This is a genomic window from Pseudomonas sp. FW300-N2A2 (genome assembly GCF_017351735.1).
Taxonomy (GTDB): domain Bacteria; phylum Pseudomonadota; class Gammaproteobacteria; order Pseudomonadales; family Pseudomonadaceae; genus Aquipseudomonas; species Aquipseudomonas migulae.
This window is the reverse complement of sequence record NZ_JACNDU010000028.1, coordinates 26,876-50,414: the sequence shown is the minus strand read 5'-3', so window position 1 is coordinate 50,414 and position 23,539 is coordinate 26,876. Positions and strand designations below refer to the sequence as shown.

The following is a 23,539-nucleotide window of genomic DNA, read 5'->3' as shown; positions in this document are numbered from 1 at the left end:
TCTTGGAGTCGACGGTTAGACGGTCACGTGCAGGCGCACTTCGACGTTGCCGCGGGTGGCGTTGGAGTACGGGCAGACCTGGTGGGCCGCGTCGACCAGGGTTTGCGCATCGGCTTGTTCAAGACCCGGAAGGCTGATGTGCAGGTCGATGTCCAGACCGAAGCCGCCAGGAATCTGGCCGATGCCGACGTGGGCAGTGATCGAGGCGTCGGCCGGGATGCTGCGTTTGGTCTGGCTGGCAACGAACTTCAGTGCGCCGATGAAGCAGGCCGAGTAACCGGCAGCGAACAGTTGTTCCGGGTTAGTGGCCGCGCCGCCAGCACCGCCGAGTTCTTTCGGGGTCGCGAGTTTGACGTCGAGGATGTTGTCGCTGGAAACCGCACGACCGTCACGGCCGCCAGTGGAGGTTGCGATTGCGGTGTAGAGAGTTTGCATGATGTAGGCCTCGTTTCAGGTTTGGATGATTTGCGCTAAATGTTTGCGCGCTAAGTAAGTGCGAGATGAATGTATCGCGCTAATATTTAGCGCGCAAGATAAATTTTTAAAAAAGTTTCCCTGAAAGCATGCGCAGGGTATGCATTCGGCGGGGAGAGGCTTGATGTAGAGGCTTTGGTGTGGGAGTGACAGGCAGAAATTTTTTTATGGCGTCGAGGATGCTTTCGCGGGCAAGCCTCGCTCCTACAGGTCATGTGCGGTCTGTAGGAGCGAGGCTTGCCCGCGAAGAACGATAACGCGATCTATCAGGTGATCGCTTAAAGGCTGTCCTGCAGATTACTACGCAGCACTTGCAGCTCCGCTTGCAGTTTTTGCAACCGCTCAAGCGTCATGCCGCTGGCGCCGAGGATGCACTGGGGCACGCCGCGCGCCTTGTCCCGCAACGCGCGGCCCTGTTCAGTCAGCTCGACAATCACCACTCGCTCGTCCTCGCGGCTGCGAGTGCGGCTGAGCAAGCCTTCGACTTCCAGGCGCTTGAGCAATGGGGTCAGCGAGCCGGGATCGGTCAGCAAGCGCGTGCTGATTTCGCCTACGGTCAAACCGTCCCGTTCCCACAACACCATCATCGCCAGGTACTGCGGATAGGTCAGGCCCAGCGCTTGCAGCAGCGGCTTGTAGACCTTGGTCATCAGCAGTGAAGTGGAATGCAGGGCGAAGCAGGCCTGGTTGTCCAGCAGCAGGTCGTCGCAGTTATCCGTGGTGTCGCGTTCGGTGTTCATCTCAAAGCCTTGATCAGTGATCTTCATGAATCTAGCGGGCGAATCTTTAATGCGCCAGATAATTTTGACCTAGTGCCGGTCCAGATTGGTTCGCAGCGCCAGATCCCATGGCGGGACAGGGCTGAAGCGGACTTTCAGGTACTCCAGCAATAAACGACTCCTCGGGTTGGGTTGCTGCTCCAGACGCAACGCATAGATGCCGGTGGTTTCCGGCGGTGGCAGGCCGTGTTCACAGAACAGCGGCAGCAGTTCGCCGCGCAACAGGTATTCACTGGTCAACCAGGTCGGCAAGTGTGCGATACCGAGCCCGGCCAGCGCACCGCAGACCAGCGCCTCGGCATTGTTGGCGCTCATGCGGATGCGCCCGGGACGATGCAAATGCATTTCTGCGTTTTGCTCGAAACGCCAGGCAAATGGCGGCGCCAGGCCATCCCAGTCGAGGCCGTCGTGATCACTCAACTGCGCCGGGTCGGTCGGCACGCCACGGCGTTGAAGGTACGCAGGGCTGGCGCAGGCGATGCGCACCATGCTCGCCAGCGGCGTGGCCACCAGCCGGGTATCGGCCATTTGCCCGGCACGCAGCACCAGATCGACCTTGCCCAGATTCAAACCCTGCATGTCGACAAAACTGTCGATCAGGTGCAGTTGCACGTCGAGGCCGGGGTACAGCATCAGAAAATCAGCGATCACCGGCGCCAGATGCCGTCGGCCGAACGCGGCGGGCGCGTCGATCCGGATCAAGCCTTCCGGCGCGCTGCTCAGGGACACCGCCTCGGCGCGGGCCAGTTGCAATTCCGCCACGATCCGCCGCGCACGCTCGGCAAACGCCACGCCGGCCGGGGTCGCGCGGACGGCATGGGTGCTGCGAATGAACAACTGGCTGCCGACCGCGCTTTCCAGGCTATCGATGCGCCGCGCCACAGCCGAAGGGGTCAGTGGATGACGGCGAGAGGCAGCGGAAAAGCTGCCGGTTTCCAGCACGTCGAGGAACAGGCCGAGTTGTTCGGTCAATTGATTAGGGTTCATGGCGTATCAATGCTTATGCGAAGTTGGCACAGCCATTGTGCGTTGCTGTGCGTTTCCCCGCCAGCGCCGACTGCGTAGGATGAATGGCCTGAGATAAAAGGAAATCGGCCGTGATCGAGTTTTTGATGTACCTGGTATTTGGCGCAGCCCTGGGAACCCTCGGCGGCTTGTTTGGCATTGGCGGCGGTCTGATCGCGATTCCGTTGCTTGGCGTGTTGTTCGGTCTCGATCAGCAAATTGCCCAGGGCACCGCGCTGGTGATGGTCGTCCCTAACGTGATGCTGGCGCTATGGCGTTATCACCAGCGCAACAAAATCGAAATGCGTCACGCGCTGCCGCTGGCCTCGATGGGGTTTTGCTTTGCCTGGGCCGGCTCCATCTGGGCGGTGGGTATTGATGCGCAAACCATGCGCATCGGATTTGTCGCCTTCCTGATCGCGCTGTCGGCCTACAACCTGCTGCGAATGTTCTACGCCAATGCGCCGGCTTCTTCGCAGATGAATTACGCCTGGCCATGGCTGGGTGTGCTCGGCGCGGCGTCCGGGACCATGGGCGGATTGTTTGGCGTGGGCGGGGCGGTGGTGGCAACGCCGGTGCTGACCAGCCTGTTCGGCACCAGCCAGGTGGTGGCCCAAGGGTTGTCGCTGGCACTGGCCTTACCCAGCACGGGCGTCACGCTGGTCACCTATGCCGTGCATCATCAAGTGGACTGGATGATCGGCGTGCCGTTGGCCGTGGGTGGACTGCTGAGCATCAGTTGGGGCGTGAAGATCGCCCACGCCATGCCGGAGCGCCTCCTGCGCGGGCTATTCTGTGGCTTCCTGGTGCTGTGCGCGGTGATGCTCGCGTTTAAAGTTTGAAGCCGTCGACGATGTGTTCGGCCAGGCATTCGGTAATCGGTGACGGATTGTGCAGGTTGCGCACCAGCATGATGCTGGCTTCAGGCAGCAAGGGCAGGTCTTCGGCGTCACCGAGAATGCGCATGTCCGGGGTGATCAGGCTTTCCAGTTGTGCGGTGACGGCCAGGCCGGCGCTGACCACCGCCATGATCGCCGACAGGCTTGAGCTGTTGTAGGCAACGCGGTAGTCGCGACCCATCGCGTCCAGCGCATTGCAGGCCCACAGCCGGCAGAAACAATCACTGTTGAACATCGCCAGCGGCAACGGCGTCTGCTCGTGGGCGCTGTAGCATTGTGCTTCGGCCCAGACGAAACGTTCCTTGCGCAGCAACTGGCCGATCTCGTTGCCCGGCTCGCGGGTAACGATGGATAAATCCAGATCCTGGCGTAGCAGCAATTGTTTTGATGATTCGCAGTGCACCTCGATCTGGATCAGCGGATATGACTGGGCGAATCGCCGCAGAATCCCCGGCAGAAAACGCATCACGTAATCGTCCGGCGTGCCGATCCGCACCGTGCCGACCATGTGCGGTTCGCGCAGGGTGTTGAACACCTCGCTGTGCAACTTGAGGATGCGCCGGGCGTAACCCAGCAGCACCTGGCCTTCAGCGGTCAGCCGCACCTGGCGGCCGTCGCGCTGGAACAGTTGGCGCTGCAACACGTCCTCTTCCAGCCGCTTCATTTGCATGCTGACGGCGGATTGCGTGCGGTTGACCAGCTCCCCTGCGCGGGTGAAACCGCCCTGATCGGCGATGGCCACAAAGGTGCGCAGCACTTCGGTGTCGATACTTGGGAAGGCGGACATACATCAATCTCCGAGATGTATTGCATAAGAAACATTCGTTGGATTGATCTTAGCTCTGGCGTGACACTTGAGCCATCCCAAACGGAGGGCAACAAGATGAAAGGTCAAAAAGGTTATGTCGAGGTAGAGAAACATTCCATCCACGTCGTCTCGGATTTACTGCACAAGATCAGTCGCTGGTACGAATTGCACCGTGAACGCGAGTTGTTGGCGGGCATGAGCGACGAAGCGTTGAAGGACATCGGGCTCAGTCGTGCGGATGTCGAGCACGAAACCGTCCGCCCATTCTGGGATGACCCGATGCACAAATGAGTAAGCCACAACTACACAAACCGTCTCCCGGTGAGGTAGGTTGCGAGCAGACAAGGAGATGCTCATGCCCGCAACGCTGTCCTTTTCCATCAAACAGGCTCGACGCCTGGCGCTGGCCGCCCAAGGATTCAACGGGCGCCAGCCGCCAGCGGCGATCAAAGCGGTGCAGCTCAATCGCCTGATCGAGCGGCTGGGCATCTTGCAGATCGATTCGGTCAATGCGTTGGTGCGTTCGCACTACCTTCCTTTGTTTTCCCGCCTCGGCAATTACTCATCCGACTTGCTCGACCAGGCTGCCTGGAGTTCGGGCCGGCGACGTACGCTGTTCGAATACTGGGGGCATGAAGCCTCGTTGCTGCCGCTGTCGATGTACCCGTTGATGCGCTGGCGCATGCGGCGCGCGAGTCGTGGCGAAGATATCTATCAGCAGCTGGCACGTTTCGGGCGTGAGCAACAGGACACTGTCCGGCGGGTGCTGGCCTCGGTTGAAGAGCTCGGCGCGCTGGGCGCCGGCAGCCTTTCGACCCGTCAGGAGCGGGCAGGGCCGTGGTGGGACTGGAGCGCGGAAAAGCATGCGCTGGAATGGTTGTTCGCCGCCGGGGAAGTGACCGTGGCCGGGCGGCGTGGATTCGAGCGGCTCTATGATTTGCCCGAGCGGGTGATTCCTTCGGCGATTCTGCAGCAGCCGTTGCTCGCGGAGGACGAGGCCCAGCGCGGGCTGTTGTTGCACGCCGCGAATGCCTTGGGTGTGGCGACGGAAAAGGACCTGCGCGATTACTTCCGGCTCAGCCCGGGTGATGCGCGTCCGCGCCTTGCGGAGCTGGTGGAAGCCGGGGAGTTGCTGACCTGTGAAGTTCAGGGTTGGCGGCAACCGGGCTTTTGTTTGCCAGAGCCGAAAGTGCCGCGCAAGGTTGAGGCCAGTGCCTTGCTGTCACCCTTCGATTCGCTGATCTGGGAGCGCAGTCGTACCGAGCGTTTGTTCGATTTTCGCTATCGGCTGGAGATTTATACGCCGCCGGACAAGCGGGTCTACGGCTATTACGTGTTGCCGTTTTTATACAACGAGCGGATTGCTGCGCGAGTGGATTTGCGTGCGGAGCGGGCGTTGGGGCGGTTGGCGGTGCATGCCGTGCATGAGGAAGAGCCGGGGCTGGATGAGGAAGGGATGCTGGCGTTGGCGGTGAATTTGCGGCGGATGGCGGATTGGCTGGGGTTGGAGCGGGTGCAGTTGAATTGCCCGCGAGCGAGTGCGGGGCGGTTACGGGTGGCATTGGCCGGTATTGGTGGTGTCTGAACTGATGCCATCGCGAGCAGGCTCGCTCCCACAGTTGACCGAGTTGTCCTGTCGGACACGGTCCAATGTGGGAGCGAGCCTGCTCGCGATGACGGCCTGTCAGGCGATCGAAAACCTACTGATTCACCGGCGGACTTGTTTCAGGGTTTCGGCAATAAGGAACGCCAACTCCAGCGACTGATCCGCATTCATCCGCGGGTCGCAATGGGTGTGATACCGATCCGACAACCCATCCTCGGTGATCGGTCGCGCACCACCAATGCACTCGGTAACATTCTGCCCGGTCATCTCGATGTGAATGCCGCCGGCATAGGTGCCTTCCGCTTCGTGCACCTGGAAGAACTGCTTCACCTCGCCAAGAATCTGCGCAAAGTCGCGGGTCTTGTAGCCGCTGCTGGCCTTGATGGTGTTGCCGTGCATCGGATCGGAACTCCAAAGCACTTGCTTGCCTTCACGCTGCACCGCGCGGATCAGTTGCGGCAAATGATCGCCAACCTTGTTCGCGCCCATCCGTGCGATCAGGTTCAAGCGACCTGGATCGTTGTCCGGGTTGAGCACGTCGATCAGGCGAATCAAGTCTTCCGGGTTCATGCTCGGACCAACCTTGACCCCGATCGGGTTGTTCACCCCACGCAGGAATTCGACATGAGCGCCGTCGAGCTGACGGGTGCGGTCGCCGATCCACAACATGTGCGCCGAGCAATCGTAGTAGTCGTTGGTCAGGCTGTCGCGACGCACGAAGGCTTCTTCGTAGTTCAGCAGCAGCGCTTCGTGGGCGGTGAAGAAACTGGTTTCGCGCAGTTGTGGCGAGCTGTCCATGCCGCAGGCGCGCATGAACGCCAGGGTTTCATCGATGCGATCGGCGAGGTGGCTGTATTTTTCCGCCAGCGCCGAGTTGGCGATGAAGTCCAGGTTCCACTTGTGCACCTGATGCAGGTCGGCAAAGCCGCCCTGGGCGAAGGCGCGCAGCAGGTTCAGGGTCGCGGTGGACTGGTGATAGGACTGGAGCAGACGCTCCGGGTCCGGCACACGGCTTTTTTCGTCGAAGCCGATGCCGTTGACGATGTCGCCACGGTAGGCGGGCAGGGTCACGCCGTCGATGGTTTCGTCGTTGGCCGAACGCGGTTTGGCGAACTGACCGGCCATGCGCCCGACCTTGACCACCGGGCAGCCCGCGGCGAAGGTCATGACGATGGCCATTTGCAACAGCACTTTAAAGGTGTCGCGGATTTTCGCGGCAGAGAACTCGGCGAAGCTTTCGGCGCAATCGCCGCCCTGCAACAGAAATGCGCGGCCCTGGGTCACTTCGGCAAACTGACGTCGCAACTCCCGGGCTTCACCGGCAAACACCAGCGGCGGATAACTCGCCAGGGTTTGCTCGACGTGCAGCAAATGCGCCGCGTCGGGGTAGTGGGGTTGTTGCTGGATCGGCAGGGCGCGCCAGCTGTCAGGGCTCCAGGGTTGGCTCATCACGGTCTCGGTTGTTTTACGCTCGGACGTTCATGTTATCAGCAAATTAGTGCGTGACCTGTTCCCGTCGCTTCGCGGACAATCGCGCCTTTGCCGCCTGATGTTGCGGTGCATTGCGTTGCCGGGCCCGGTGACGATCTGGAGACGAAATGACTGAGGAGCGCGTCGAGCATCTGCTCGCCGAGGTACAGGACGAGTTCGGCGTGATTCGCGTGCTGGAAGTGGCCGATTACCGTTTTCTCGAGTTCGGTGATGCCATCGAACAGAGCTGCGTGTTCACCGCCGACCCGAGCTGGCTCGAATACGATTACACCCGTGCCATGTTGATTGGCGCGTTGTGCCACGAGCAACCGGAAAGCGCGCTGTTCCTCGGCCTCGGTGCCGGCACGCTGACTCAGGCTTGCCTGAAGTTCTTGCCGCTGGAAGATGTCGAAGCCATCGAGCTGCGGCCCGACGTGCCGCGCCTGGCCATCGAATACCTGGGGCTGGATGACGACCCGCGGCTGTACATCCGTGTCGGCGATGCGCTGGAACTGCTCGATACCGCCGAGCCGGCCGACCTGATTTTTGTCGACCTTTATACCGATGTCGGGCCGGGCGTCGGGCATCTGGCCTGGAGTTTTCTGGAAAACTGTCAGAAACGCCTGAATCCGGGCGGCTGGCTGGTGATCAACCAGTGGGCCACCGACGATGGCAAACCGTTGGGCGCGGCGCTGTTGCGTGGGCTCTATCACCGGCATTACTGGGAGTTGCCGGTGAAGGAGGGCAATGTGATTCTGCTCGTGCCGTCGGAGCTGGATCAGGAACTGGACATGGATGGGTTGGTTGCGCGGGCCGAAGGGCTGGCGCCACGGTTGGGGTATTCGTTGCAGTCGTTGATCAAGGCGATTCGCCCGGCTACTTGATTTGTTGTTCTTTAGGGCCTCTTCGCGGGCAAGTCGAATCGTCGCACCGCTCGCTCCTACAAGGGTGCGCATTTCCCTGTAGGAGCGAGGCTTGCCCGCGAAGACAATATCCGCCTCGCCACAAACCTCAAACCCCTTTGAAAATGCCCGGCCGCTTCTCAACCATCGACCGCACGCCTTCCTTCGCATCCTCACTCGCCAACAAACTCTTCACCAGCGGCGGCAACCCCAGCGCAGCGGCTGTTTCGCCCTCATAACGCGCCTGCCGTGCAGACATCAACGTCGCCTGTACCCCCAGCGGCGCCTGCCGGGCAATCCGCTCCGCCAGCTCGATCGCCCGGGGCAGCAAATCCTCGCTGGCCATGACTTCCTGCACCAACCCCAGATGCAACGCGTCACGCGCATCGAATTCATCCCCGGTCAGCAGCCAGCGCATCGCATTGCCCCAACCGGCGACTTGATGCAGGCGCAATGTGGCCCCGCCGAACGGGAAAATCCCGCGCTGCACTTCTTTCTGGGCAAACCGGGTGTTACTGGCGCAGAGGTTGATGTCGGCGGCGAGCATCAACTCAATGCCGATGGTCAGGCAATAACCTTGCGCGGCGACGATCACCGGTTTGCTGACTCGCGGACCCGCGAACACGCCCCACGGATCGCAACCGCCGGGCGGTGCCTGCCAGCCCTCGGCCAGGGCCGAACTGGCGCTGACCAGGTCAAGCCCGGCGGTGAAATGCTCGCCATGGCCGAACACCACCGCCACCCGCGCTTCGCTGTCAGCCTCGAACTCGCCGTAGGCCAGACTGAGTGCGTTGAGCAGGTCGAGGTCGAAGGCATTGCGCTTGGCCACCCGATCCAGGCCGATCAACAGGACATGGCCACGCCTTTCGCAGGTCACACGGCTGGTAACAGGTTGATTCATCGAACAATTCCTCGGACGGGAAGGGGTTTTAGGGGGTAGGCGAGGCCGCAGGTCCGAGTCACAACGGTGAACCGTTTTAGCGCCATCCCCAGCAGGGCCGGGCCTTTGAAAAATAGACCGTCGCACGATTATCCGCAAAGCCTGTGACACAACGGTGTATCCGTCAGTTTTCCGACAAATAATGCTCCCTTTTTGGGCGAATTCCGGTATAGTGCGCGCCGGCCTTTAACCGGGCCGCGTTTAGGTAGCGCAATTCCCCGAAGTCAGCTTCGGCTGCACGTCCGCACAGCGGACTCTCCCTTGACGAATCTTTTTCATTCATTCGTTTTCGCAAATCCCCGCCGACAAAGCAGCCAGGGCGACTCTTGAGTCTTACACGGCATGCGCAGCTTTGGAGCATGGGTCTTTGCGGATGCACTTAGAGGCAGACCCATGACCCAGGAAACCGGCGGCTTCGCCGCTTTTAATCTTAATCCGAATATCCTTGCAGCCGTCATTGCGACTGGCTACGAAGAGCCTTCGGCTATTCAGCAGCAATCGATCCCGATCATCATGGCCGGCCAGGACATGATTGGTCAGGCGCAAACCGGTACGGGTAAAACCGCTGCGTTCGCCCTGCCTATCCTGCACTGCATCGATCCTGCCAAGCGCGAGCCGCAAGCCCTGATCCTGGCGCCAACCCGTGAGTTGGCGCTGCAAGTAGCAACCGCTTTCGAAACCTACGCCAAGCAAATGCCAGGCGTTACCGTTGTGGCCGTTTACGGCGGCGCCCCTATGGGTCCACAACTGAAAGCAATCCGTAATGGCGCACAGATCGTTGTCGCCACTCCGGGCCGTCTGTGCGACCACCTGCGTCGCGACGAAAAAGTCCTGTCGACCGTGAACCACCTGGTTCTCGACGAAGCCGACGAAATGCTCAAACTGGGTTTCATGGACGACCTCGAAGTCATCTTCAAGGCGCTGCCTCCTACCCGTCAGACCGTATTGTTCTCGGCTACCCTGCCGCAGTCGATCCGTGCGATCGCCGAGCGTCACCTGCGTGATCCGCAGCACGTGAAGATCCAGACCAAGACTCAGACCGTTACCGCGATCGAACAGGCTCACCTGTTGGTTCACGCTGACCAAAAGACCTCGGCTGTATTGAGCCTGCTGGAAGTCGAAGACTTCGACGCCCTGATCATGTTCGTGCGCACCAAGCAAGCGACCCTGGACCTGGCCAGCGCCCTGGAAGCCAAAGGCTACAAAGCCGCTGCGCTGAACGGTGACATTGCCCAGAACCAGCGTGAGCGCGTGATCGACTCCCTCAAGGATGGCCGTCTGGACATCGTTGTGGCGACCGACGTTGCCGCTCGTGGCCTGGACGTTCCGCGCATCACTCACGTGTTCAACGTTGACATGCCGTACGATCCGGAATCCTACGTTCACCGTATCGGCCGTACTGGCCGTGCCGGTCGCGAAGGTCGTGCACTGCTGCTGGTGACTCCGCGTGAGCGCCGCATGCTGCAAGTGATCGAGCGTGTAACCGGTCAGAAAGTTGCCGAAGTTCGCCTGCCGGACGCTCAGGCTGTTCTCGATGCCCGCATCAAGAAACTGACCAACAGCCTGTCGCCGCTGGTTGGTGATGCCGAATCGACTCACGGTGATCTGCTGGATCGCCTGACTGCCGATATCGGTTGCACGCCGCGTGCACTGGCTGCTGCCCTGCTGCGCAAGGCGACCAACGCTCAGGCGCTGACCCTGGCTGCAATCGAGAAAGAACGTCCACTGGTGCCGAACAACGCACCGCGTGGCGATCGTCCAGAGCGCACCGGTGATCGTCCGGACCGTGGTGATCGTGAGCGTCGTGCTCCGGTTCCATTGGCCGAAGGTCGTGCCCGTTGCCGTACCGCGCTGGGCGCGCGTGACGGTATCGCGGCGAAAAACCTGCTGGGCGCCATCCTCAACGAAGGTGGTCTGGCGCGTGAAGCCATCGGTCGCATCCAGGTGCGTGACAGCTTCAGCCTCGTCGAGCTGCCGGAAGATGGTCTGGAGCGTCTGCTGACCAAGCTGAAGGACACTCGCGTTGCCGGTAAGCAGTTGAAGCTGCGTCGCTATCGCGAAGATTGATCCGCCCCCGGGCTGATTGATCGAACATAAAAAATCCCCGACTGGTTCGGGGATTTTTTTATGCCTGCGATTTGTTAAATACCGCCGGTCTTGCGATTGGCTGCAGATCCTGTGGGAGCGAGCCTGCTCGCGATGGTCGTGAACGATTACGTGTGCTGTCTGAATGAGCGCGGTGCCTGTGCGTCCATCGCGAGCAGGCTCGCTCCCACAGGTGGCCAAGGGTTAATCGGCTATTGGGCCGCCACCCGCCGTGACCACTTGCACACTCATGCGCGGTGTCGCCAGATCAAGCCCGGCTTCATCCAGGTGTCGTTTCAAGGACAGGTTGAACGCCCGGGAAACTTCCCACTGCTTGATCGGCGCAGTCTTGAAGCGGGCTCGCAGAATCGCGTTGCCTGACTCGAAACTCTCGACCCCTTGAATCTCCAGCGGCGACCAGATATTCCGTCGTTGCAGCGGATCGGCGCGCATCTTCTGGCCGACGTCGCGCATCAGTTTGATCGCGTTATCGATGTCCATGTTCGAGGGGATCGCCACGCGAAAGATCGCGTAGCCGAACTCTCGCGAGTAGTTCTTGATGCTTTTGATTTCACTGAACGGGATGGTGTGGACGATGCCGTCGATGTCCCGCAGGCGCACGGTACGAATGGTCAGGCCCTCGACAGTGCCGAGGTGGCCGCCGACATCCACGTAGTCGTCGATGGCCAGGGAGTCCTCGATGATGATGAACAGCCCGGTGATCAGGTCCGCGACCAACGATTGTGCGCCGAAACCGATGGCCAGGCCGATCACGCCGGCACCGGCCAGCAGTGGCGTGACGTTCATGCCCATGTTCGCCAGGGCGACGATCAGCGCAACGATGAAAATCGCCACGAACAGCACGTTGCGGATCAGCGGCATCATCGTCTGCGCACGCGCGTTGGCCTGGCCTTTGCGCGAGCGGGTGAGGGCGTGGTGCACGGCGGTGTCGCTGAGGATCCAGATCAGCCAGGCAAAAATCAGTGTGCCGCCGAGGCTGAACAGTTTGACGCTGACTTCATGGCCTTCGCCTTCGGTGAACGCAATCAGCGACATGCCCCAGACCCGCAGGCCAAGTTCGATGAACGCCAGCCACACCAGCAAGTGGGCGAGGGTATAGAAGAAGCTTTTCAGGCGTTCGGAATACAGGGCATGACGCTTCACGCCACGTTGCGGTTTCAGTGCGTGCCGGCGCACCAGCCCGTTGATGACCATGCACAACACCAGCAGCACGGTGCAGATCAGCGATTGGCGCAACGCGGTGCTGGTGTCGCCGGCGGAAACGAACGTGGCGAACAGCGAAATCGCCACCAGCACTAGCGCTGGCATGTACCAGAAGGTGCCGAGAATTTCGATGGTGTCGCTGAGTGCGCGGCGGGTCAGGCGCCGTGACAGCGGTTGGTTGCGGATCAAGTGGGCGATGGGGCGTCGGAAGCGCAGGATGAACAGCCCGGTAGACAGCGCGGCCAGCACGTTGGCGATGGTGGCGGCGGTGTGCGCCAAATGGCTGCCGAGGCTGGCGACCAGTCGCGGGTCGTTCAAGGCTTCGCCGAACGCGGCAAAACTGCCGATCAGCCACAGCGGCCGAAAGGCCTGATGCCGCAGGATGTACAAGGCGCGGTGGCGGTGTGGCCCGTCGAGCAAGGAAAAGGCGATCACGCAGATCGCCGAAAAACACGTGCCGACCACCAGCGCATAGGCCAGCACCATCGCCAGGCTTTTGCCCAATGACGAGGGCAGGGCGTAGGTCATGTAGACGGTCATCACCAGGGCGATCAGCCAAGGCCCGAGTTTGCGCAGGGCAAAGCGCAACATGTCGAGGGCCTTGGGGTGCTGCGGTAATTCTTCGGTCAGGCCAAAGCGCATCCGCACCCGGTGACCGAGCCAGATCAGCGCGGCGGCCAGCAGGCTCCAGACCATCAAAATCATGGCGAAGCCAAAGATGATCGGCAGCCATTCATTGGCCGGCAACACCAACCCCGCCAGTTCTTCCTTGGCCAGATCAAACTCGTCGGACCAGCGTGTGAGCGGGCTGTCAGCGCCGGAAAACTGTTTTTCAAAATTGGCCAGCGTGCCGCCAATCAGGCCCAACACGCCTTCTTCAGCAGCCGGTTGGGCTTTTTTGGTGGCGTCGCGCAGCTTCTTCAGGTCGGCCAGCAATTTGCTGCGTTGCTGATCGTTCTCCAGTGACTTGATGACTTCGTCGAGGGATTGCCCGAGGGGTTCTTGCGCCTCGGGCTGGGTTTTCGCCGAGCTGTTGAGCAAGCTCGGTAAACCGACGGCCTGGGCCGGCATGATCGGCAGCAGCGCCATCAGGCAGACGAGGAAAAGGCTGGGCAGGGCAAAAAGACGAGCGAACACTAGGCGGTCAACCTTGAAAAGAGCAGATCGACCGAGTGTACGAGCCCGCCAAAATCAATGCGAGCCGAGGGCGAGGATTTATTCGTTGAGTTTGGCGAGGATCTTGAAGACGACGGTAGCGAGGATGGTCAGCATGCCGATCCACATCGCGAACACGCCGGCATTCTTGTCGCGGAAGTTGAAGCCGATCGCCAGCAGGATCATCCCGGCAAGAATCGGGATCAGCATGGCGTGAAATGAAGACATCGAGATCATGAGCGACTGCCTTGTCGGAAGGGATACTTAAAGTCTAGGTGGGTTTTGGGTTTCGAGCATAGAGCACCTGTAGGAGCACGGCTTGCCGGCGATGGCGATTTCGAGGGCGCCTTCGCCGGCAAGCCTGGCTCCTACAGGTTTTATGGCAATTCCTGGCTGGCGTAAAACGCGCTAAGCACTTTCACCAGGTGCGCCAGATCATGACTGCCGCACAGTTCGCGGATCGAGTGCATGGCGAATGTCGGCAGGCCGATGTCCACGGTGCGCACGCCCAGGTGGCTGGCGGTGATCGGGCCGATGGTCGAGCCGCAGCCCATGTCGCTGCGCACCACGAAGCTTTGCACCGGCACTTCTTCGGCCATGCACAGATGGCGGAAGAACCCGGCGGTTTCGCTGTTGGTGGCGTAACGCTGGTTGCTGTTGACCTTGATCACCGGGCCGGCGTTGAGTTTCGGGCCGTGGTTGGCGTCGTGCTTGTCGGCGTAGTTGGGGTGTACGCCGTGGGCATTGTCGGCCGAGACCAGCAGGGATTTCTGAATGGTGCGTACGAATTCATCACCTTCGGGCAACAAACGACGCAGCGTCTGTTCCAGCATCGGGCCGTCAGCGCCACAGGCCGAGCAGGAGCCGACTTCTTCGTGGTCATTGGCGACCAGTACGCAGGTTTCGTCGGTTTCAGCCGTCAGCAACGCTTGCAGGCCGGCGTAGCAGGACAGCAGGTTGTCGAGGCGCGCACCGGCGATGAAGTCGCCATGCAGGCCGATGACCGCAGCGCTCTGGGTGTCGTAGAAGCTCAGCTCGTAGTCGAGCACCACGTCGGCGTTCAGGCCATGCTCGAGAGCAAGTTGATTGGTGAGCACGGCGCGGAAGTCCACGCGCTCGTCACCGGCGAACTGCGCGAGGATTGGCGGCAATTCGGTCTGGGCGTTGATCGCCCAGCCCATGTTGGCTTCACGATTGAGGTGAATGGCCAGGTTGGGAATGATCGCGATCGGCGTCTTGAAGTCGATCAGCTGGCTCTCGACCTTGCCGTCGCGGCGGAAGGTCACGCGGCCCGCCAGGGACAGGTCGCGGTCGAACCACGGAGCCAGCAGCGCGCCGCCATACACTTCGACACCCAGTTGCCAGAAACCCTGGCGTTGCAGTTCCGGCTGGGGTTTGACTCGCAGGCACGGGCTGTCGGTATGGGCGCCGACCAGGCGGATACCTCCGTGCAGGGGGGAGTGACGGCCCATTTTGACGGCGACAATCGAAGAGTCGTTACGGGTGACGTAGTAGCGGCCGTTGGCTTCGGTGGTCCAGGGCTCGCGTTCGTCGAGACGCTGATAACCCGCCGCTTCCAGGCGCTGAACAAGGCTGGCGGTGGCATGAAACGGGGTAGGGGAGGCCTTGAGGAAATCGATCAGGCCTTGGTTCAACTCTTCGCGCATAAGTAGCTCCAGACAGCAATGGCGCAAGTTTACCGTATTGGCTCACGGCATTGCAGACACAATGCCGTCCGTCGCGCGACGTTTGTCGGTGGGTCTGATTTGCGCGTCAGCCTGTGATCAGAAGTCCGCTGAGGAACACTTCACGGCGTTGCTTGCGACCCACGTATTCATGCTTGCTCGCGACATACACCGGGTTGAACTTTTTCTTCGAGATGCCAGGGAGTTGTCCTGTGTACGTTTCAACCAGCCGATCATAGTCGGCTTCAGTAATGTGTTTGTAGATTTCCCGGCGATAGAAAAATCCCAGCTGGAAACCCAGGGTTTCGCTTTGATGGGGTGTCTGGCCGGAGAAGCAGTTTTCAAAATCGATGGCTTTGAGCGGTGACTGCGACGATTCGGGGATCATGATGTTGCCGGCCCAGAAATCCATGTGAGTGATGTTCTTCTGGGCAAGGGAGTGGAGCAGGTCGAAAGCATCCAGGATAAATGCTTCCACGTTGCCGGGGTTGCGTTTAAGCCACTGTACGCCGTCAAGATGGTCGTCAAGCAGGCGCGTGATAATGAAATACTCCTGGGTCAGTCCCAGCAGATCCTTGGTGTAGCCAAACCCTTGCAGTGGTGGCATCCGGACGCCACGGCGCTGCGCTTCATGGGTATTAATCAGTTCTTCCAGCGGCCAGTCGAAGCGACCGTTACGCTGTGGTTTGCCAAAGGTTACCCGCACTTTCGCCTTTAACGTATCCAGCGGCTGAACCTTGGCAAATAGAGGGGTGTCACCGCTGGCGAGCGGTGCGCTCGCGCGGGTGAGCTTGCGAGCGCTGCGCTTTTCAATCAGTTGCTCCAGCGCTTGCCGTGCTTCGATGCAAGGCTGTTCACTGAGGTGCAGGGTGGTGTTGGAAAAGTTGAAGGTGATTGGGTAGTCGTTCTGAAGTGTCTTGCAACTGAGCACGGGGCATCCTGCCTGCTATCGTAGTGCCATCATTTTACGTTTCTTTACAAATTTATGACAATAATTTAACGCCATTTTTACGACGGGTAATTTGTTTCAGTAAATGAAAACGCCCTTCAGTTGAAGGGCGTTTTTCATTTCGGCGAGTCTGCTCAAAACGGAGCGGGGCACTCGAAACGCAGGCGTTCACCGGTCTGCGGGTGAGTGAAGCTGAGCATGCTCGCGTGCAGGCACAGCCGTGGCCAGGCAGCCAGCGCCTGCTCGTGGGCATAGAGTCCGTCACCCAGCAGCGGGTGGCCGATGGAGAGCATGTGCACGCGCAACTGATGGGAGCGGCCGGTGATTGGCGTCAGTTCAACCCGGCACCAGTCGCCGCATCGTTCCAGCACGCGCCAGAATGTCAGGGCGTTTTTGCCGAACTCGAAATCCACCACATGGCGCGGCTTGGTCGGCGGGTCGTAACGCAGGGGCAGGTCGATGCTGCCGCTGTCCAGTTCCGGCTGGCCCCAGCAAAGTGCGGTGTAGGCCTTTTCGGTTTCACGGTCGTGAAATTGCCGAGACAATTCGCGATGGGTGTCCGGGTCGCGGGCCAGCAGAATGATGCCGGAGGTTTCCCAGTCCAGGCGATGGACGATGCGGGCTTCGGGGTAGCCGTTTTCTTGCAGGCGGGTGATCAGGCAATCCTTGTTGTCATCGGCCCGGCCAGGGACGGAAAGCAACAGGGTCGGTTTATTCACCACCAGTACGGCGGCGTCCTGATGAATGATGTGGACGTTGGACAGCGGCATTAAACAGCCTCGTAACAAACGCCAACGGCGACTCAGGCTTTCAGGGCTCTTGTAGGATCGAAGCTTGCTCGCGAAGGTGTGTCAGCAACGTTAATGTCGACTGACACACCTTCGCGAGCAAGCTTCGCTCCTACAAGGAGCTGCAAAAGCCTGAGCCGCCGTGGCTCCCGACGGATCGACTCAGCGATCCGGCAGGGTGATATTGAGTTCCAGAATCGAGCAGCTACCCTGGTTTTCCAGGGCGACATGCACGTCATCGGACCCGATATTGACGTACTTGCGGATGACTTCGACCAGCTCTTTCTGCAAGGCTGGCAAGTAATCCGGCGTACTGCGTTGGCCGCGTTCATGCGCCACGATGATCTGTAGACGCTCTTTCGCTACCGAGGCGGTACTTGGCTTCTTGTTAGCACGAAAGAAGTCAAAAATGTTCATTACCGGCCTCCAAACAGACGCTCAAAGAATCCTTTCTTCGTCACATCGAGAAACCGATGCTCCACGGTTTTGCCCAGCAGGCGTTCGACCGCATCGCTGTACGCCTGACCGGCGTCGCTTTGATCGTCGAGAATCACCGGCACGCCGGAGTTGGACGCCTTGAGTACCGCTTGGGACTCAGGGATCACACCCAGCAGGGTCACAGCGAGAATTTCCTTGACGTCTTCAACGCCGAGCATCTCGCCATCGCTGACGCGTTGCGGGTTGTAACGGGTCAACAGCAAGTGTTCCTTGATCGGGTCTTCGCCGTTTTCGGCGCGACGCGATTTGCTGGCCAGCAGGCCCAGCATGCGGTCCGAGTCACGAACCGAGGAGACTTCCGGGTTGGTCACGACGATCGCTTCATCGGCGAAGTACATGGCCAGGTGAGCACCTTTCTCGATGCCGGCCGGGGAGTCGCAGACCACGAATTCGAAGTCTTCCTTCAACGCCATCAGGACTTTTTCCACGCCTTCGACAGTCAGCGCGTCTTTGTCGCGGGTCTGACTGGCGGCCAGTACGTAGAGGTTTTCCAGGCGTTTGTCTTTGATCAGGGCCTGTTGCAGGTTGGCTTCGCCGTTAACCACGTTGACGAAGTCATACACGACGCGACGCTCGCAACCCATGATCAGGTCGAGGTTACGCAAGCCGACGTCGAAGTCGACGATAACTGTTTTGTGACCGCGCAGTGCGAGGCCGGTACCGATAGCAGCACTGGTGGTGGTCTTACCCACACCACCCTTGCCGGATGTAACCACGAGAATCTTGGCCAAGGTGTTTCACCCCTAAGGAAAAAGGACATTTAGCCCCTGAAAAACATCTCTGGAAAAACGACTGCAGTCGGACAGCTTGGCTGGAATCCGGTCATGAACCGCGCTTACCCCCGGTAAACACTGCTTTAGGCCTTTTTCCTACTTCGTTTGAGCCGTTTTCGCTACGTTTTAGAGATGCTTGGAAAATGCGGCAGTATCCGTTAAAGCCGAATGATGTTCAACACATCGCCCGACAGGCTGACCTGTACACCCGCGCCCCACAAAGGGTCGCGACGCAGATCTTCCGAAACCTTGTAGTGGCCTGCGATGGAGACCAGTTCAGCGCTCATTTGCTGACAGAAAATCCTGGCTTTCGTGTCGCCTTTGACCCCGGCCAATACACGACCACGCATCGGTCCGTATACATGGATGTTGCCGTCGGCGAGAAGTTCCGCCCCCGGGCTGACCGAAGAGATCACGACGAGGTCGCAACCCTGGGCATAAATCTGCTGGCCGCCGCGTACCGGCGAGGTGATGATTTTCGTCGGTTTTATCGTCGGTTCAGCGGGTTTTTCCGGTTTCTTCGCCACGGTGCCTTCAAGCGGGTCCAGCGGACGCTCGCGGGCGCCGGACGGCGGCAGCACCGGCAGGTCGACCGCGATGGCGGCGGCGATGTCTTCGATGCGACTGGCACGGATCGCCAGGGTGCGCAGGCCGTGCTGGCGGCAGACGCGCATCAAGCCTGGCAGATCGACCGCACCTTCGCTGGCCGGAAGCTTGTCCAGCGCCAGTACCAGCGGCGCGTTGCTGAAGAAGCCGGGCGCCTGGGCGACCTTGGCGGCCAATTGCCGATCAAGGCTTTCGAGGTCGTTGCGGGCCAGCTCCAGCACGGTAATGGCGAGCATGCTGCCCTTCAGCTGGAACACGGGATCCTGGTCTTGCGGTTCGATTTGGCTCATGGTCGGCATACAACGGCTTGTCACTAAAAGTGCCGAGACTTATAACGAGAACGCTCGCGAGCCGCAAGCCGGGTCGAACGATGTAGAATGCGCGGCCATTGTCTTTCCGGAACCTTTAATGGATCGCCCGCGTTTTCAAAAAACATTTCTGATGCCGCGTTTCTGGCCGCTGTGGTGCGGCTTGGGGCTGTTGTGGCTGATCGTTCAGTTGCCATACCCGGCGCTGCTGTTTATTGGTCGTGCCCTCGGTGCATTGATGTATCGCGCGGCGGGCGACCGACGGCGCATTGCCAAGCGCAACCTGGAGCTGTGCTTCCCGGAAAAATCCGCTGCCGAGCGCAAGCGCCTGCTCAAGGAAAACTTTGCCTCCACCGGCATCGCATTCTTTGAAATGGCCATGAGCTGGTGGTGGTCGCGGGAGCGCCTGGCCAGGTTGGCGCATGTCGAAGGGCTGGAGCACCTGAAAAAGGCCCAGCGCGAAGGCAAGGGCGTGATTCTGATGGCCGTGCATTTCACCACGCTGGAAATCGGCGCGGCGCTGCTCGGCCAGCAACACACCATCGACGGCATGTACCGCGAGCACAAGAACCCGCTGTTCGATTACATCCAGCGCAATGGCCGTGAGCGACACAACCTCGACTCGCTGGCCGTGGAGCGTGAAGACGTGCGCGGCATGCTCAAACTGCTGCGGGCCGGCCGGGCGATCTGGTACGCACCGGATCAGGACTACGGCGCCAAGCAAAGCATCTTCGTGCCGCTGTTCGGGATTCAGGCAGCGACCGTCACTGCCACCAGCAAGTTTGCGCGGCTGGGCAAGGCGCTGGTGGTGCCGTTCACGCAAGAGCGTCTGGCGGACGGCAGCGGTTATCGCTTGGTGATCCATGCGCCGCTCGAAGGTTTCCCTGGCGAGACCGAAGAGGCCGATTGCCTGCGGATCAACCAATGGATCGAAGGCGTCTTGCGCGACTGCCCGGAGCAATACCTCTGGGCCCATCGCCGCTTCAAGAGTCGTCCGCCGGGCGAACCCAAGTTGTACGCAAAACGCGGTTGAACCCCCAATCCCTGTAGGAGCGAGCCTGCTCGCGAAAAACCCGAGAGCGTCGCGGAGTGTCAGGCAGCCAACGTCATCGTTGACGACCATTGCCGGCAAGCCGGTCTCGCTCCTACAGGGGAATGGAAAATTCCAACTAGCACCATGGAGAGTTGTGCATGAGTCCAGGCGAACCGGTTACAGGGTTGATTCTTTCCGGCGGCGGGGCTCGGGCGGCCTATCAGGTCGGCGTGCTGGCAGCGATTGCCGAGCTGCTGCCGGTGGGGGCAAACAATCCGTTCCCGGTGATCGTCGGCACCTCGGCCGGGGCGATCAATGCGGTCAGCCTCGCCAGTGGGGCGATGGACTTTCGCAATGCCATCGAACGCCTGACTGCTTTCTGGCAAGGGTTCCGTAGCCATCTGGTTTTGCGCAGTGACTGGCCGGGCGTGATCCGTCAGGCCAGCCGGTTTGTCAGCCACAGTCTGCTCGGCATCGGCGCTCAGGTGCCGGTGGCCCTTCTCAACAGCTCGCCGCTGCGCCGGTTGCTCAACGACAAATTGCACATGACCGGCATCGCCGAAGCCATCGCGCAGAAGCAGTTGAAGGCCGTGGCAGTCACCGCGTTCGGTTACGAATCGGGCCAGGCGGTCACCTTCTATCAGGGTGGCGGCACCATCGACGCCTGGTTACGCCATCGACGCATCGGCGTTCCTGCGCAGTTGACCGTCGAGCACCTGCTCGCCAGCTCCGCCATCCCATTGCTGTTCGCCCCGGTAAAAATCGGCGAGGAATATTTCGGTGACGGCGCGGTGCGCCAATCGGCACCGATCAGCCCGGCCCTGCACCTGGGTGCCAGCCGCGTGCTGGTGGTGGGCGTCAGCGGCAACCCGCGCGGGGTCGACCCGGAGCGACCGCTGCAACGGGCCTACACCGGACAGCAGCCGACGCTCGCGCAGATCGGTGGGCACATGCTCAACAGTACGTTCATTGACAGCCTGGAAAGTGACATCGAACTGCTGCAACGCTTGAATCAGTTCAGCCATCTGATGCCCGCCGGCACACCGACCCGCACGCTCGGCGTAGCGCCGGTGGAGGTGCTGGTGATTTCGCCGAGCCAGCCGATTGATGAGATCGCTGCGCGACATCGCCAGGAACTGCCGGCAGCGCTGCGTCTGTTTTTGCGCGGGCCGGGTGCGACCAAGACCAGTGGGGCGGGGGTGTTGAGTTACCTGCTGTTCGAGGCGGGGTATTGCAGCGAGTTGATAGATCTGGGGCGGCGGGATGCGTTGGCCAAGAAGGATGAGTTGTGTCGGTTTCTTGGGTTGGTGCAGCCGGTGGTAGCTGCTTGAGATCGGCGGTGCGGCCTTCGCGGGCAAGCCACGCTCCCACAGGTTTTGTGTCGTTCACATAATGGGCGAACGACACAAAACCTGTAGGAGCATGGCTTGCCCGCGAAGGCGTCCTCACAGACGCCGCTGGATCAGAAGTGGAACTTCACCAGGAAGCTCGTCGTGCTCTGATCAGTCTTGAAGTACTGGCTATCCTTAATCCCGTACTTGTCCGACCAATAGTCATACTCCACACCCACATACAACTGTTTCTCGCCAAAATTCAGCGCTTTACCCAGGTCATATTTAACCTGCGGGTTGAAGTGCAGGTTGGCGTGGTAGTCGCCTTTGGAGTTGGAGTCGTTGTCGACTACCCAGTCCATGAAACCATCGATCAGGATGCTCGAATCGCCGACCGGGATGGTGTAGGACCACACTGGCGTGATCTGCCAGACGTTGTCGCCCGCACGGCTGCCTTCGGTATGACGCTGGTAGAAGTTCAGCTGGAAGTAGTCGAAGCCTGGAATCGCCAGGTCGAAACCCGGGCCGATCAGGTAGGACTCGGTATCGCCTTCACCAAACTCGTACGTCATGGCCAGCAACACGTCTTTGACCGGGCCGAATCCGATTTTCTGGTCGAGGACTTTGCCCAGGGAAATGCGTGGGCTGAACTCACCGTAATAGGTGTTCGGGCCGACGTTGAAATCCTTTTCGCCGTTGTAGAAGATCTTGTCGACGAAGAAGAAGTTATCCCCATATTTCCAGCCATCGGCGTGTTCGAAGGTCACGGTCTGCTGAATGCGCGGGTTGACCTGGAAGTCTTTGCCATAGAGGTAGGTCAGGCTGTTGTTCTGCCATTGCAGCAAGTCGCCGGCCATGGCCTGGCCCCCGGCCAGCAAGGATCCCGCCAGCATCAGGCTAGTGCACGTACGTTTCATTCGGTTGCTCCCAAAAAGTAGGTGTTTCACGTTGTTTTTTTAAGGTCGGCGCTCTGGTGTGGCGCCTTTTTCCGTAGCGGTAAAAAATCATCCAATCGGTCAGCTTCAGTGCTGTTAGCAAGAGCTGCGCCAAGGCTTTCGAAAAGCAAAAAAACTCCCGTTCGGCGGCTCAAGAGCCGTCGATTGAGAGGGGGGGTGGAATGCCTTGATACCGTCCAGGGCCGGGATAAGTTGGCTTTCTGGTCAGGAATTAAATCCGGGCTTTTTTTTAAAGCGGATTCAGGCGGCCGCGGAGAATACTGACTCCAGGGCCGGGTCTCAAGTGCCCCGCAACAGCGCACCGACGACAGGTTTTGGGCACTGTTGCGGGTCATCTTAAAAGTGCACCTTCACCAGCAGGCTGGTGGTGTTTTCATTGGTGTCGAGGCGGGCGTTGTTTTCCACGCCGTACTTGTCTTTCCAGTAGCTGTACTCGACGCCGACATACACCTGTTTCTCCCGCCAGCCCAGGGCCTTGCCCAGGTCGTATTTGATCTGCGGGTTGAAATGCAGGTTGGCGTGATAGGTGCCGCTCGCGTTCTGGTCGTTGTCCACGACCCAGTCGAGGTAGCCGTCGATCAACAGGTTCGAATTGCCCAGCGGGACGGTGTAGGACCAGGCCGGTGTGATCTGCCAGACATCATCGCCGGGGCGCGAGCCTTCGGTCTGGCGATAGTAGAAATTCAAGGTGAAAAAGTTGAAGCCCGGTACTGCAAGGTCGAAGCCGGGGCCGATCAGGTAGGCTTCGGTGTCGTCTTCGCCATTCTCGTAGGTCATGGCCAGCAACACGTCCTTGATCGGGCCGAATTCGAAGCGGCGGTCGAGGATTTTGCCGAAGGAGAGGCGCGGGCTGAATTCGCCGTAATAGGCGTGAACGCCTTTGTTCCGGTCTTTCTCGCCGTTGTAGTAGGTGCTGTCGACGAACAGGAAGTTGTCGCCGTACTTCCAGCGGTCGGCGTGTTCGAAGGTGATCGTCTGCTGAATCGACGGGTTGATCGCGAAATCCTTGCCGTACAGATAGCTCAGGCTGTTGGTCTGCCACAGCAGTAAATCGCCGGCCATGGCTTGGCTGGCAGCCAGAAGACCGCTGCCTAACAGCAGGTTTGTCTGTGTCCGAATCATCTGTTGCTCCCTCTTGTTTTTATTTTCAAGGCGCAGGTGTCCCACCCCTGTAGGAGCCGGCTTGCTGGCGATGGGGTCAGAACATCCAACATTGATGTCGTCTGACCCACCGCTTCGCCAGCAAGCCGGCTCCTACAGGGTTT

General features: G+C 60.1%; 23 protein-coding genes. 7 read left to right on the top strand and 16 right to left on the bottom strand.

The genetic code is table 11. The features are described from left to right. Positions 1-15: 15 nt before the first annotated feature. The 3 genes from J4E42_RS24475 to J4E42_RS24465 form a co-directional block, all read right to left on the bottom strand. Positions 16-435, bottom strand: a complete 420-nt coding sequence (locus J4E42_RS24475; protein WP_008031409.1) for an organic hydroperoxide resistance protein — start codon at positions 433-435, stop codon at positions 16-18. Between the two features lie 317 nt (positions 436-752). Further along, complete coding sequence (locus J4E42_RS24470) at positions 753-1,214, bottom strand: MarR family winged helix-turn-helix transcriptional regulator (RefSeq protein WP_008031411.1); 462 nt, start codon at positions 1,212-1,214, stop codon at positions 753-755. 69 nt (positions 1,215-1,283) lie between these two features. Beyond that, positions 1,284-2,240 (bottom strand): LysR family transcriptional regulator, encoded by a 957-nt coding sequence (locus tag J4E42_RS24465; protein WP_008031414.1) that lies wholly within the window; start codon positions 2,238-2,240, stop codon positions 1,284-1,286. 110 nt (positions 2,241-2,350) lie between these two features. Here J4E42_RS24465 and J4E42_RS24460 point away from each other — a divergent pair, with 110 nt between their 5' ends. Continuing rightward, a complete protein-coding gene (locus J4E42_RS24460; protein WP_032832543.1) occupies positions 2,351-3,100 on the top strand; it encodes a sulfite exporter TauE/SafE family protein in 750 nt (249 codons plus the stop codon). Here the strand turns inward: J4E42_RS24460 and J4E42_RS24455 are convergent. Further along, positions 3,090-3,944, bottom strand: a complete 855-nt coding sequence (locus J4E42_RS24455; protein WP_008031417.1) for a LysR substrate-binding domain-containing protein — start codon at positions 3,942-3,944, stop codon at positions 3,090-3,092. The genes J4E42_RS24460 and J4E42_RS24455 overlap by 11 nt on opposite strands. Positions 3,945-4,040: 96 nt before the next feature. Here J4E42_RS24455 and J4E42_RS24450 point away from each other — a divergent pair, with 96 nt between their 5' ends. Both J4E42_RS24450 and J4E42_RS24445 read left to right on the top strand, forming a co-directional pair. Continuing rightward, a complete protein-coding gene (locus J4E42_RS24450) occupies positions 4,041-4,256 on the top strand; it encodes a DUF1127 domain-containing protein (protein ID WP_008031420.1) in 216 nt (71 codons plus the stop codon). Between the two features lie 64 nt (positions 4,257-4,320). Beyond that, entirely contained in the window at positions 4,321-5,550 is a 1,230-nt protein-coding gene (locus tag J4E42_RS24445; protein WP_207286357.1) for a winged helix-turn-helix domain-containing protein, read from the top strand. Positions 5,551-5,673: 123 nt separating this feature from the next. On the opposite strand, the gene J4E42_RS24440 is transcribed toward J4E42_RS24445, so the two are convergent. Then, on the bottom strand, positions 5,674-7,020 hold the full coding sequence (locus J4E42_RS24440; RefSeq protein ID WP_008031425.1) for a class II 3-deoxy-7-phosphoheptulonate synthase: 1,347 nt from the start codon (positions 7,018-7,020) through the stop codon (positions 5,674-5,676). Between the two features lie 149 nt (positions 7,021-7,169). Between J4E42_RS24440 and J4E42_RS24435 the strand changes: the two genes are divergently transcribed. After that, complete coding sequence (locus J4E42_RS24435; protein WP_008040534.1) at positions 7,170-7,925, top strand: spermidine synthase; 756 nt, start codon at positions 7,170-7,172, stop codon at positions 7,923-7,925. Between the two features lie 127 nt (positions 7,926-8,052). Here the strand turns inward: J4E42_RS24435 and J4E42_RS24430 are convergent, their stop codons facing one another. Beyond that, the gene (locus tag J4E42_RS24430; protein WP_207286356.1) at positions 8,053-8,844 is read right to left on the bottom strand and encodes a crotonase/enoyl-CoA hydratase family protein; all 792 of its coding nucleotides are present in this window, start codon (positions 8,842-8,844) and stop codon (positions 8,053-8,055) included. A 432-nt stretch (positions 8,845-9,276) separates the two neighbouring features. Between J4E42_RS24430 and J4E42_RS24425 the strand changes: the two genes are divergently transcribed. After that, positions 9,277-10,950 (top strand): DEAD/DEAH box helicase, encoded by a 1,674-nt coding sequence (locus tag J4E42_RS24425; RefSeq protein WP_008031432.1) that lies wholly within the window; start codon positions 9,277-9,279, stop codon positions 10,948-10,950. A 222-nt stretch (positions 10,951-11,172) separates the two neighbouring features. On the opposite strand, the gene J4E42_RS24420 is transcribed toward J4E42_RS24425, so the two are convergent. From J4E42_RS24420 to minC, 8 genes are all read right to left on the bottom strand, one after another. Beyond that, a complete protein-coding gene (locus J4E42_RS24420; RefSeq protein WP_008031434.1) occupies positions 11,173-13,329 on the bottom strand; it encodes a mechanosensitive ion channel family protein in 2,157 nt (718 codons plus the stop codon). Between the two features lie 78 nt (positions 13,330-13,407). After that, on the bottom strand, positions 13,408-13,575 hold the full coding sequence (locus J4E42_RS24415; protein WP_162130712.1) for a hypothetical protein: 168 nt from the start codon (positions 13,573-13,575) through the stop codon (positions 13,408-13,410). Between the two features lie 149 nt (positions 13,576-13,724). Beyond that, entirely contained in the window at positions 13,725-15,014 is a 1,290-nt protein-coding gene (locus J4E42_RS24410) for a M18 family aminopeptidase (protein WP_008040545.1), read from the bottom strand. A 106-nt stretch (positions 15,015-15,120) separates the two neighbouring features. Continuing rightward, positions 15,121-15,963 carry a lipopolysaccharide kinase InaA family protein gene (locus J4E42_RS24405; protein ID WP_207286355.1) on the bottom strand — a complete coding sequence of 281 codons (843 nt, stop codon included), beginning with the start codon at positions 15,961-15,963 and terminating at the stop codon, positions 15,121-15,123. Positions 15,964-16,115: 152 nt separating this feature from the next. Next, positions 16,116-16,751 (bottom strand): RluA family pseudouridine synthase, encoded by a 636-nt coding sequence (locus J4E42_RS24400; protein ID WP_008031443.1) that lies wholly within the window; start codon positions 16,749-16,751, stop codon positions 16,116-16,118. Positions 16,752-16,931: 180 nt separating this feature from the next. Then, positions 16,932-17,186: a cell division topological specificity factor MinE gene (minE, locus tag J4E42_RS24395; protein ID WP_007944431.1), complete on the bottom strand. Its 255-nt coding sequence runs from the start codon at positions 17,184-17,186 to the stop codon at positions 16,932-16,934. After that, positions 17,186-17,998: a septum site-determining protein MinD gene (gene minD, locus J4E42_RS24390; RefSeq protein ID WP_008040547.1), complete on the bottom strand. Its 813-nt coding sequence runs from the start codon at positions 17,996-17,998 to the stop codon at positions 17,186-17,188. Before minD ends, minE begins: the two co-directional genes overlap by 1 nt. Before the next feature lie 200 nt (positions 17,999-18,198). Then, entirely contained in the window at positions 18,199-18,936 is a 738-nt protein-coding gene (minC, locus tag J4E42_RS24385) for a septum site-determining protein MinC (RefSeq protein WP_032828916.1), read from the bottom strand. A 118-nt stretch (positions 18,937-19,054) separates the two neighbouring features. Here minC and J4E42_RS24380 point away from each other — a divergent pair, with 118 nt between their 5' ends. Further along, on the top strand, positions 19,055-19,987 hold the full coding sequence (locus J4E42_RS24380; RefSeq protein ID WP_008031451.1) for a lipid A biosynthesis lauroyl acyltransferase: 933 nt from the start codon (positions 19,055-19,057) through the stop codon (positions 19,985-19,987). A 158-nt stretch (positions 19,988-20,145) separates the two neighbouring features. Next, entirely contained in the window at positions 20,146-21,318 is a 1,173-nt protein-coding gene (locus tag J4E42_RS24375) for a patatin-like phospholipase family protein (RefSeq protein ID WP_008040549.1), read from the top strand. A gap of 131 nt (positions 21,319-21,449) precedes the next feature. Here the strand turns inward: J4E42_RS24375 and J4E42_RS24370 are convergent, their stop codons facing one another. Next, positions 21,450-22,235 (bottom strand): outer membrane protein OmpK, encoded by a 786-nt coding sequence (locus tag J4E42_RS24370; RefSeq protein WP_207286354.1) that lies wholly within the window; start codon positions 22,233-22,235, stop codon positions 21,450-21,452. Positions 22,236-22,610: 375 nt separating this feature from the next. After that, complete coding sequence (locus J4E42_RS24365; RefSeq protein ID WP_207286353.1) at positions 22,611-23,396, bottom strand: outer membrane protein OmpK; 786 nt, start codon at positions 23,394-23,396, stop codon at positions 22,611-22,613. Between the last annotated feature and the right edge of the window lie 143 nt (positions 23,397-23,539).

Bases quoted from the DNA above. Each gene is read 5' to 3' on its own strand.
- J4E42_RS24475 (WP_008031409.1), bottom strand. From the start codon at position 435: ATGCAAACTCTCTACACCGCAATCGCAACCTCCACTGGCGGCCGTGAC.
- J4E42_RS24470 (WP_008031411.1), bottom strand. From the start codon at position 1,214: ATGAACACCGAACGCGACACCACGGATAACTGCGACGACCTGCTGCTG.
- J4E42_RS24465 (WP_008031414.1), bottom strand. From the start codon at position 2,240: ATGAACCCTAATCAATTGACCGAACAACTCGGCCTGTTCCTCGACGTG.
- J4E42_RS24455 (WP_008031417.1), bottom strand. From the start codon at position 3,944: ATGTCCGCCTTCCCAAGTATCGACACCGAAGTGCTGCGCACCTTTGTG.
- J4E42_RS24450 (WP_008031420.1), top strand. From the start codon at position 4,041: ATGAAAGGTCAAAAAGGTTATGTCGAGGTAGAGAAACATTCCATCCAC.
- J4E42_RS24445 (WP_207286357.1), top strand. From the start codon at position 4,321: ATGCCCGCAACGCTGTCCTTTTCCATCAAACAGGCTCGACGCCTGGCG.
- J4E42_RS24440 (WP_008031425.1), bottom strand. From the start codon at position 7,020: ATGAGCCAACCCTGGAGCCCTGACAGCTGGCGCGCCCTGCCGATCCAG.
- J4E42_RS24435 (WP_008040534.1), top strand. From the start codon at position 7,170: ATGACTGAGGAGCGCGTCGAGCATCTGCTCGCCGAGGTACAGGACGAG.
- J4E42_RS24430 (WP_207286356.1), bottom strand. From the start codon at position 8,844: ATGAATCAACCTGTTACCAGCCGTGTGACCTGCGAAAGGCGTGGCCAT.
- J4E42_RS24425 (WP_008031432.1), top strand. From the start codon at position 9,277: ATGACCCAGGAAACCGGCGGCTTCGCCGCTTTTAATCTTAATCCGAAT.
- J4E42_RS24415 (WP_162130712.1), bottom strand. From the start codon at position 13,575: ATGTCTTCATTTCACGCCATGCTGATCCCGATTCTTGCCGGGATGATC.
- J4E42_RS24410 (WP_008040545.1), bottom strand. From the start codon at position 15,014: ATGCGCGAAGAGTTGAACCAAGGCCTGATCGATTTCCTCAAGGCCTCC.
- J4E42_RS24400 (WP_008031443.1), bottom strand. From the start codon at position 16,751: ATGCCGCTGTCCAACGTCCACATCATTCATCAGGACGCCGCCGTACTG.
- minE (WP_007944431.1), bottom strand. From the start codon at position 17,186: ATGAACATTTTTGACTTCTTTCGTGCTAACAAGAAGCCAAGTACCGCC.
- minC (WP_032828916.1), bottom strand. From the start codon at position 18,936: ATGAGCCAAATCGAACCGCAAGACCAGGATCCCGTGTTCCAGCTGAAG.
- J4E42_RS24380 (WP_008031451.1), top strand. From the start codon at position 19,055: ATGGATCGCCCGCGTTTTCAAAAAACATTTCTGATGCCGCGTTTCTGG.
- J4E42_RS24375 (WP_008040549.1), top strand. From the start codon at position 20,146: ATGAGTCCAGGCGAACCGGTTACAGGGTTGATTCTTTCCGGCGGCGGG.
- J4E42_RS24370 (WP_207286354.1), bottom strand. From the start codon at position 22,235: ATGAAACGTACGTGCACTAGCCTGATGCTGGCGGGATCCTTGCTGGCC.
- J4E42_RS24365 (WP_207286353.1), bottom strand. From the start codon at position 23,396: ATGATTCGGACACAGACAAACCTGCTGTTAGGCAGCGGTCTTCTGGCT.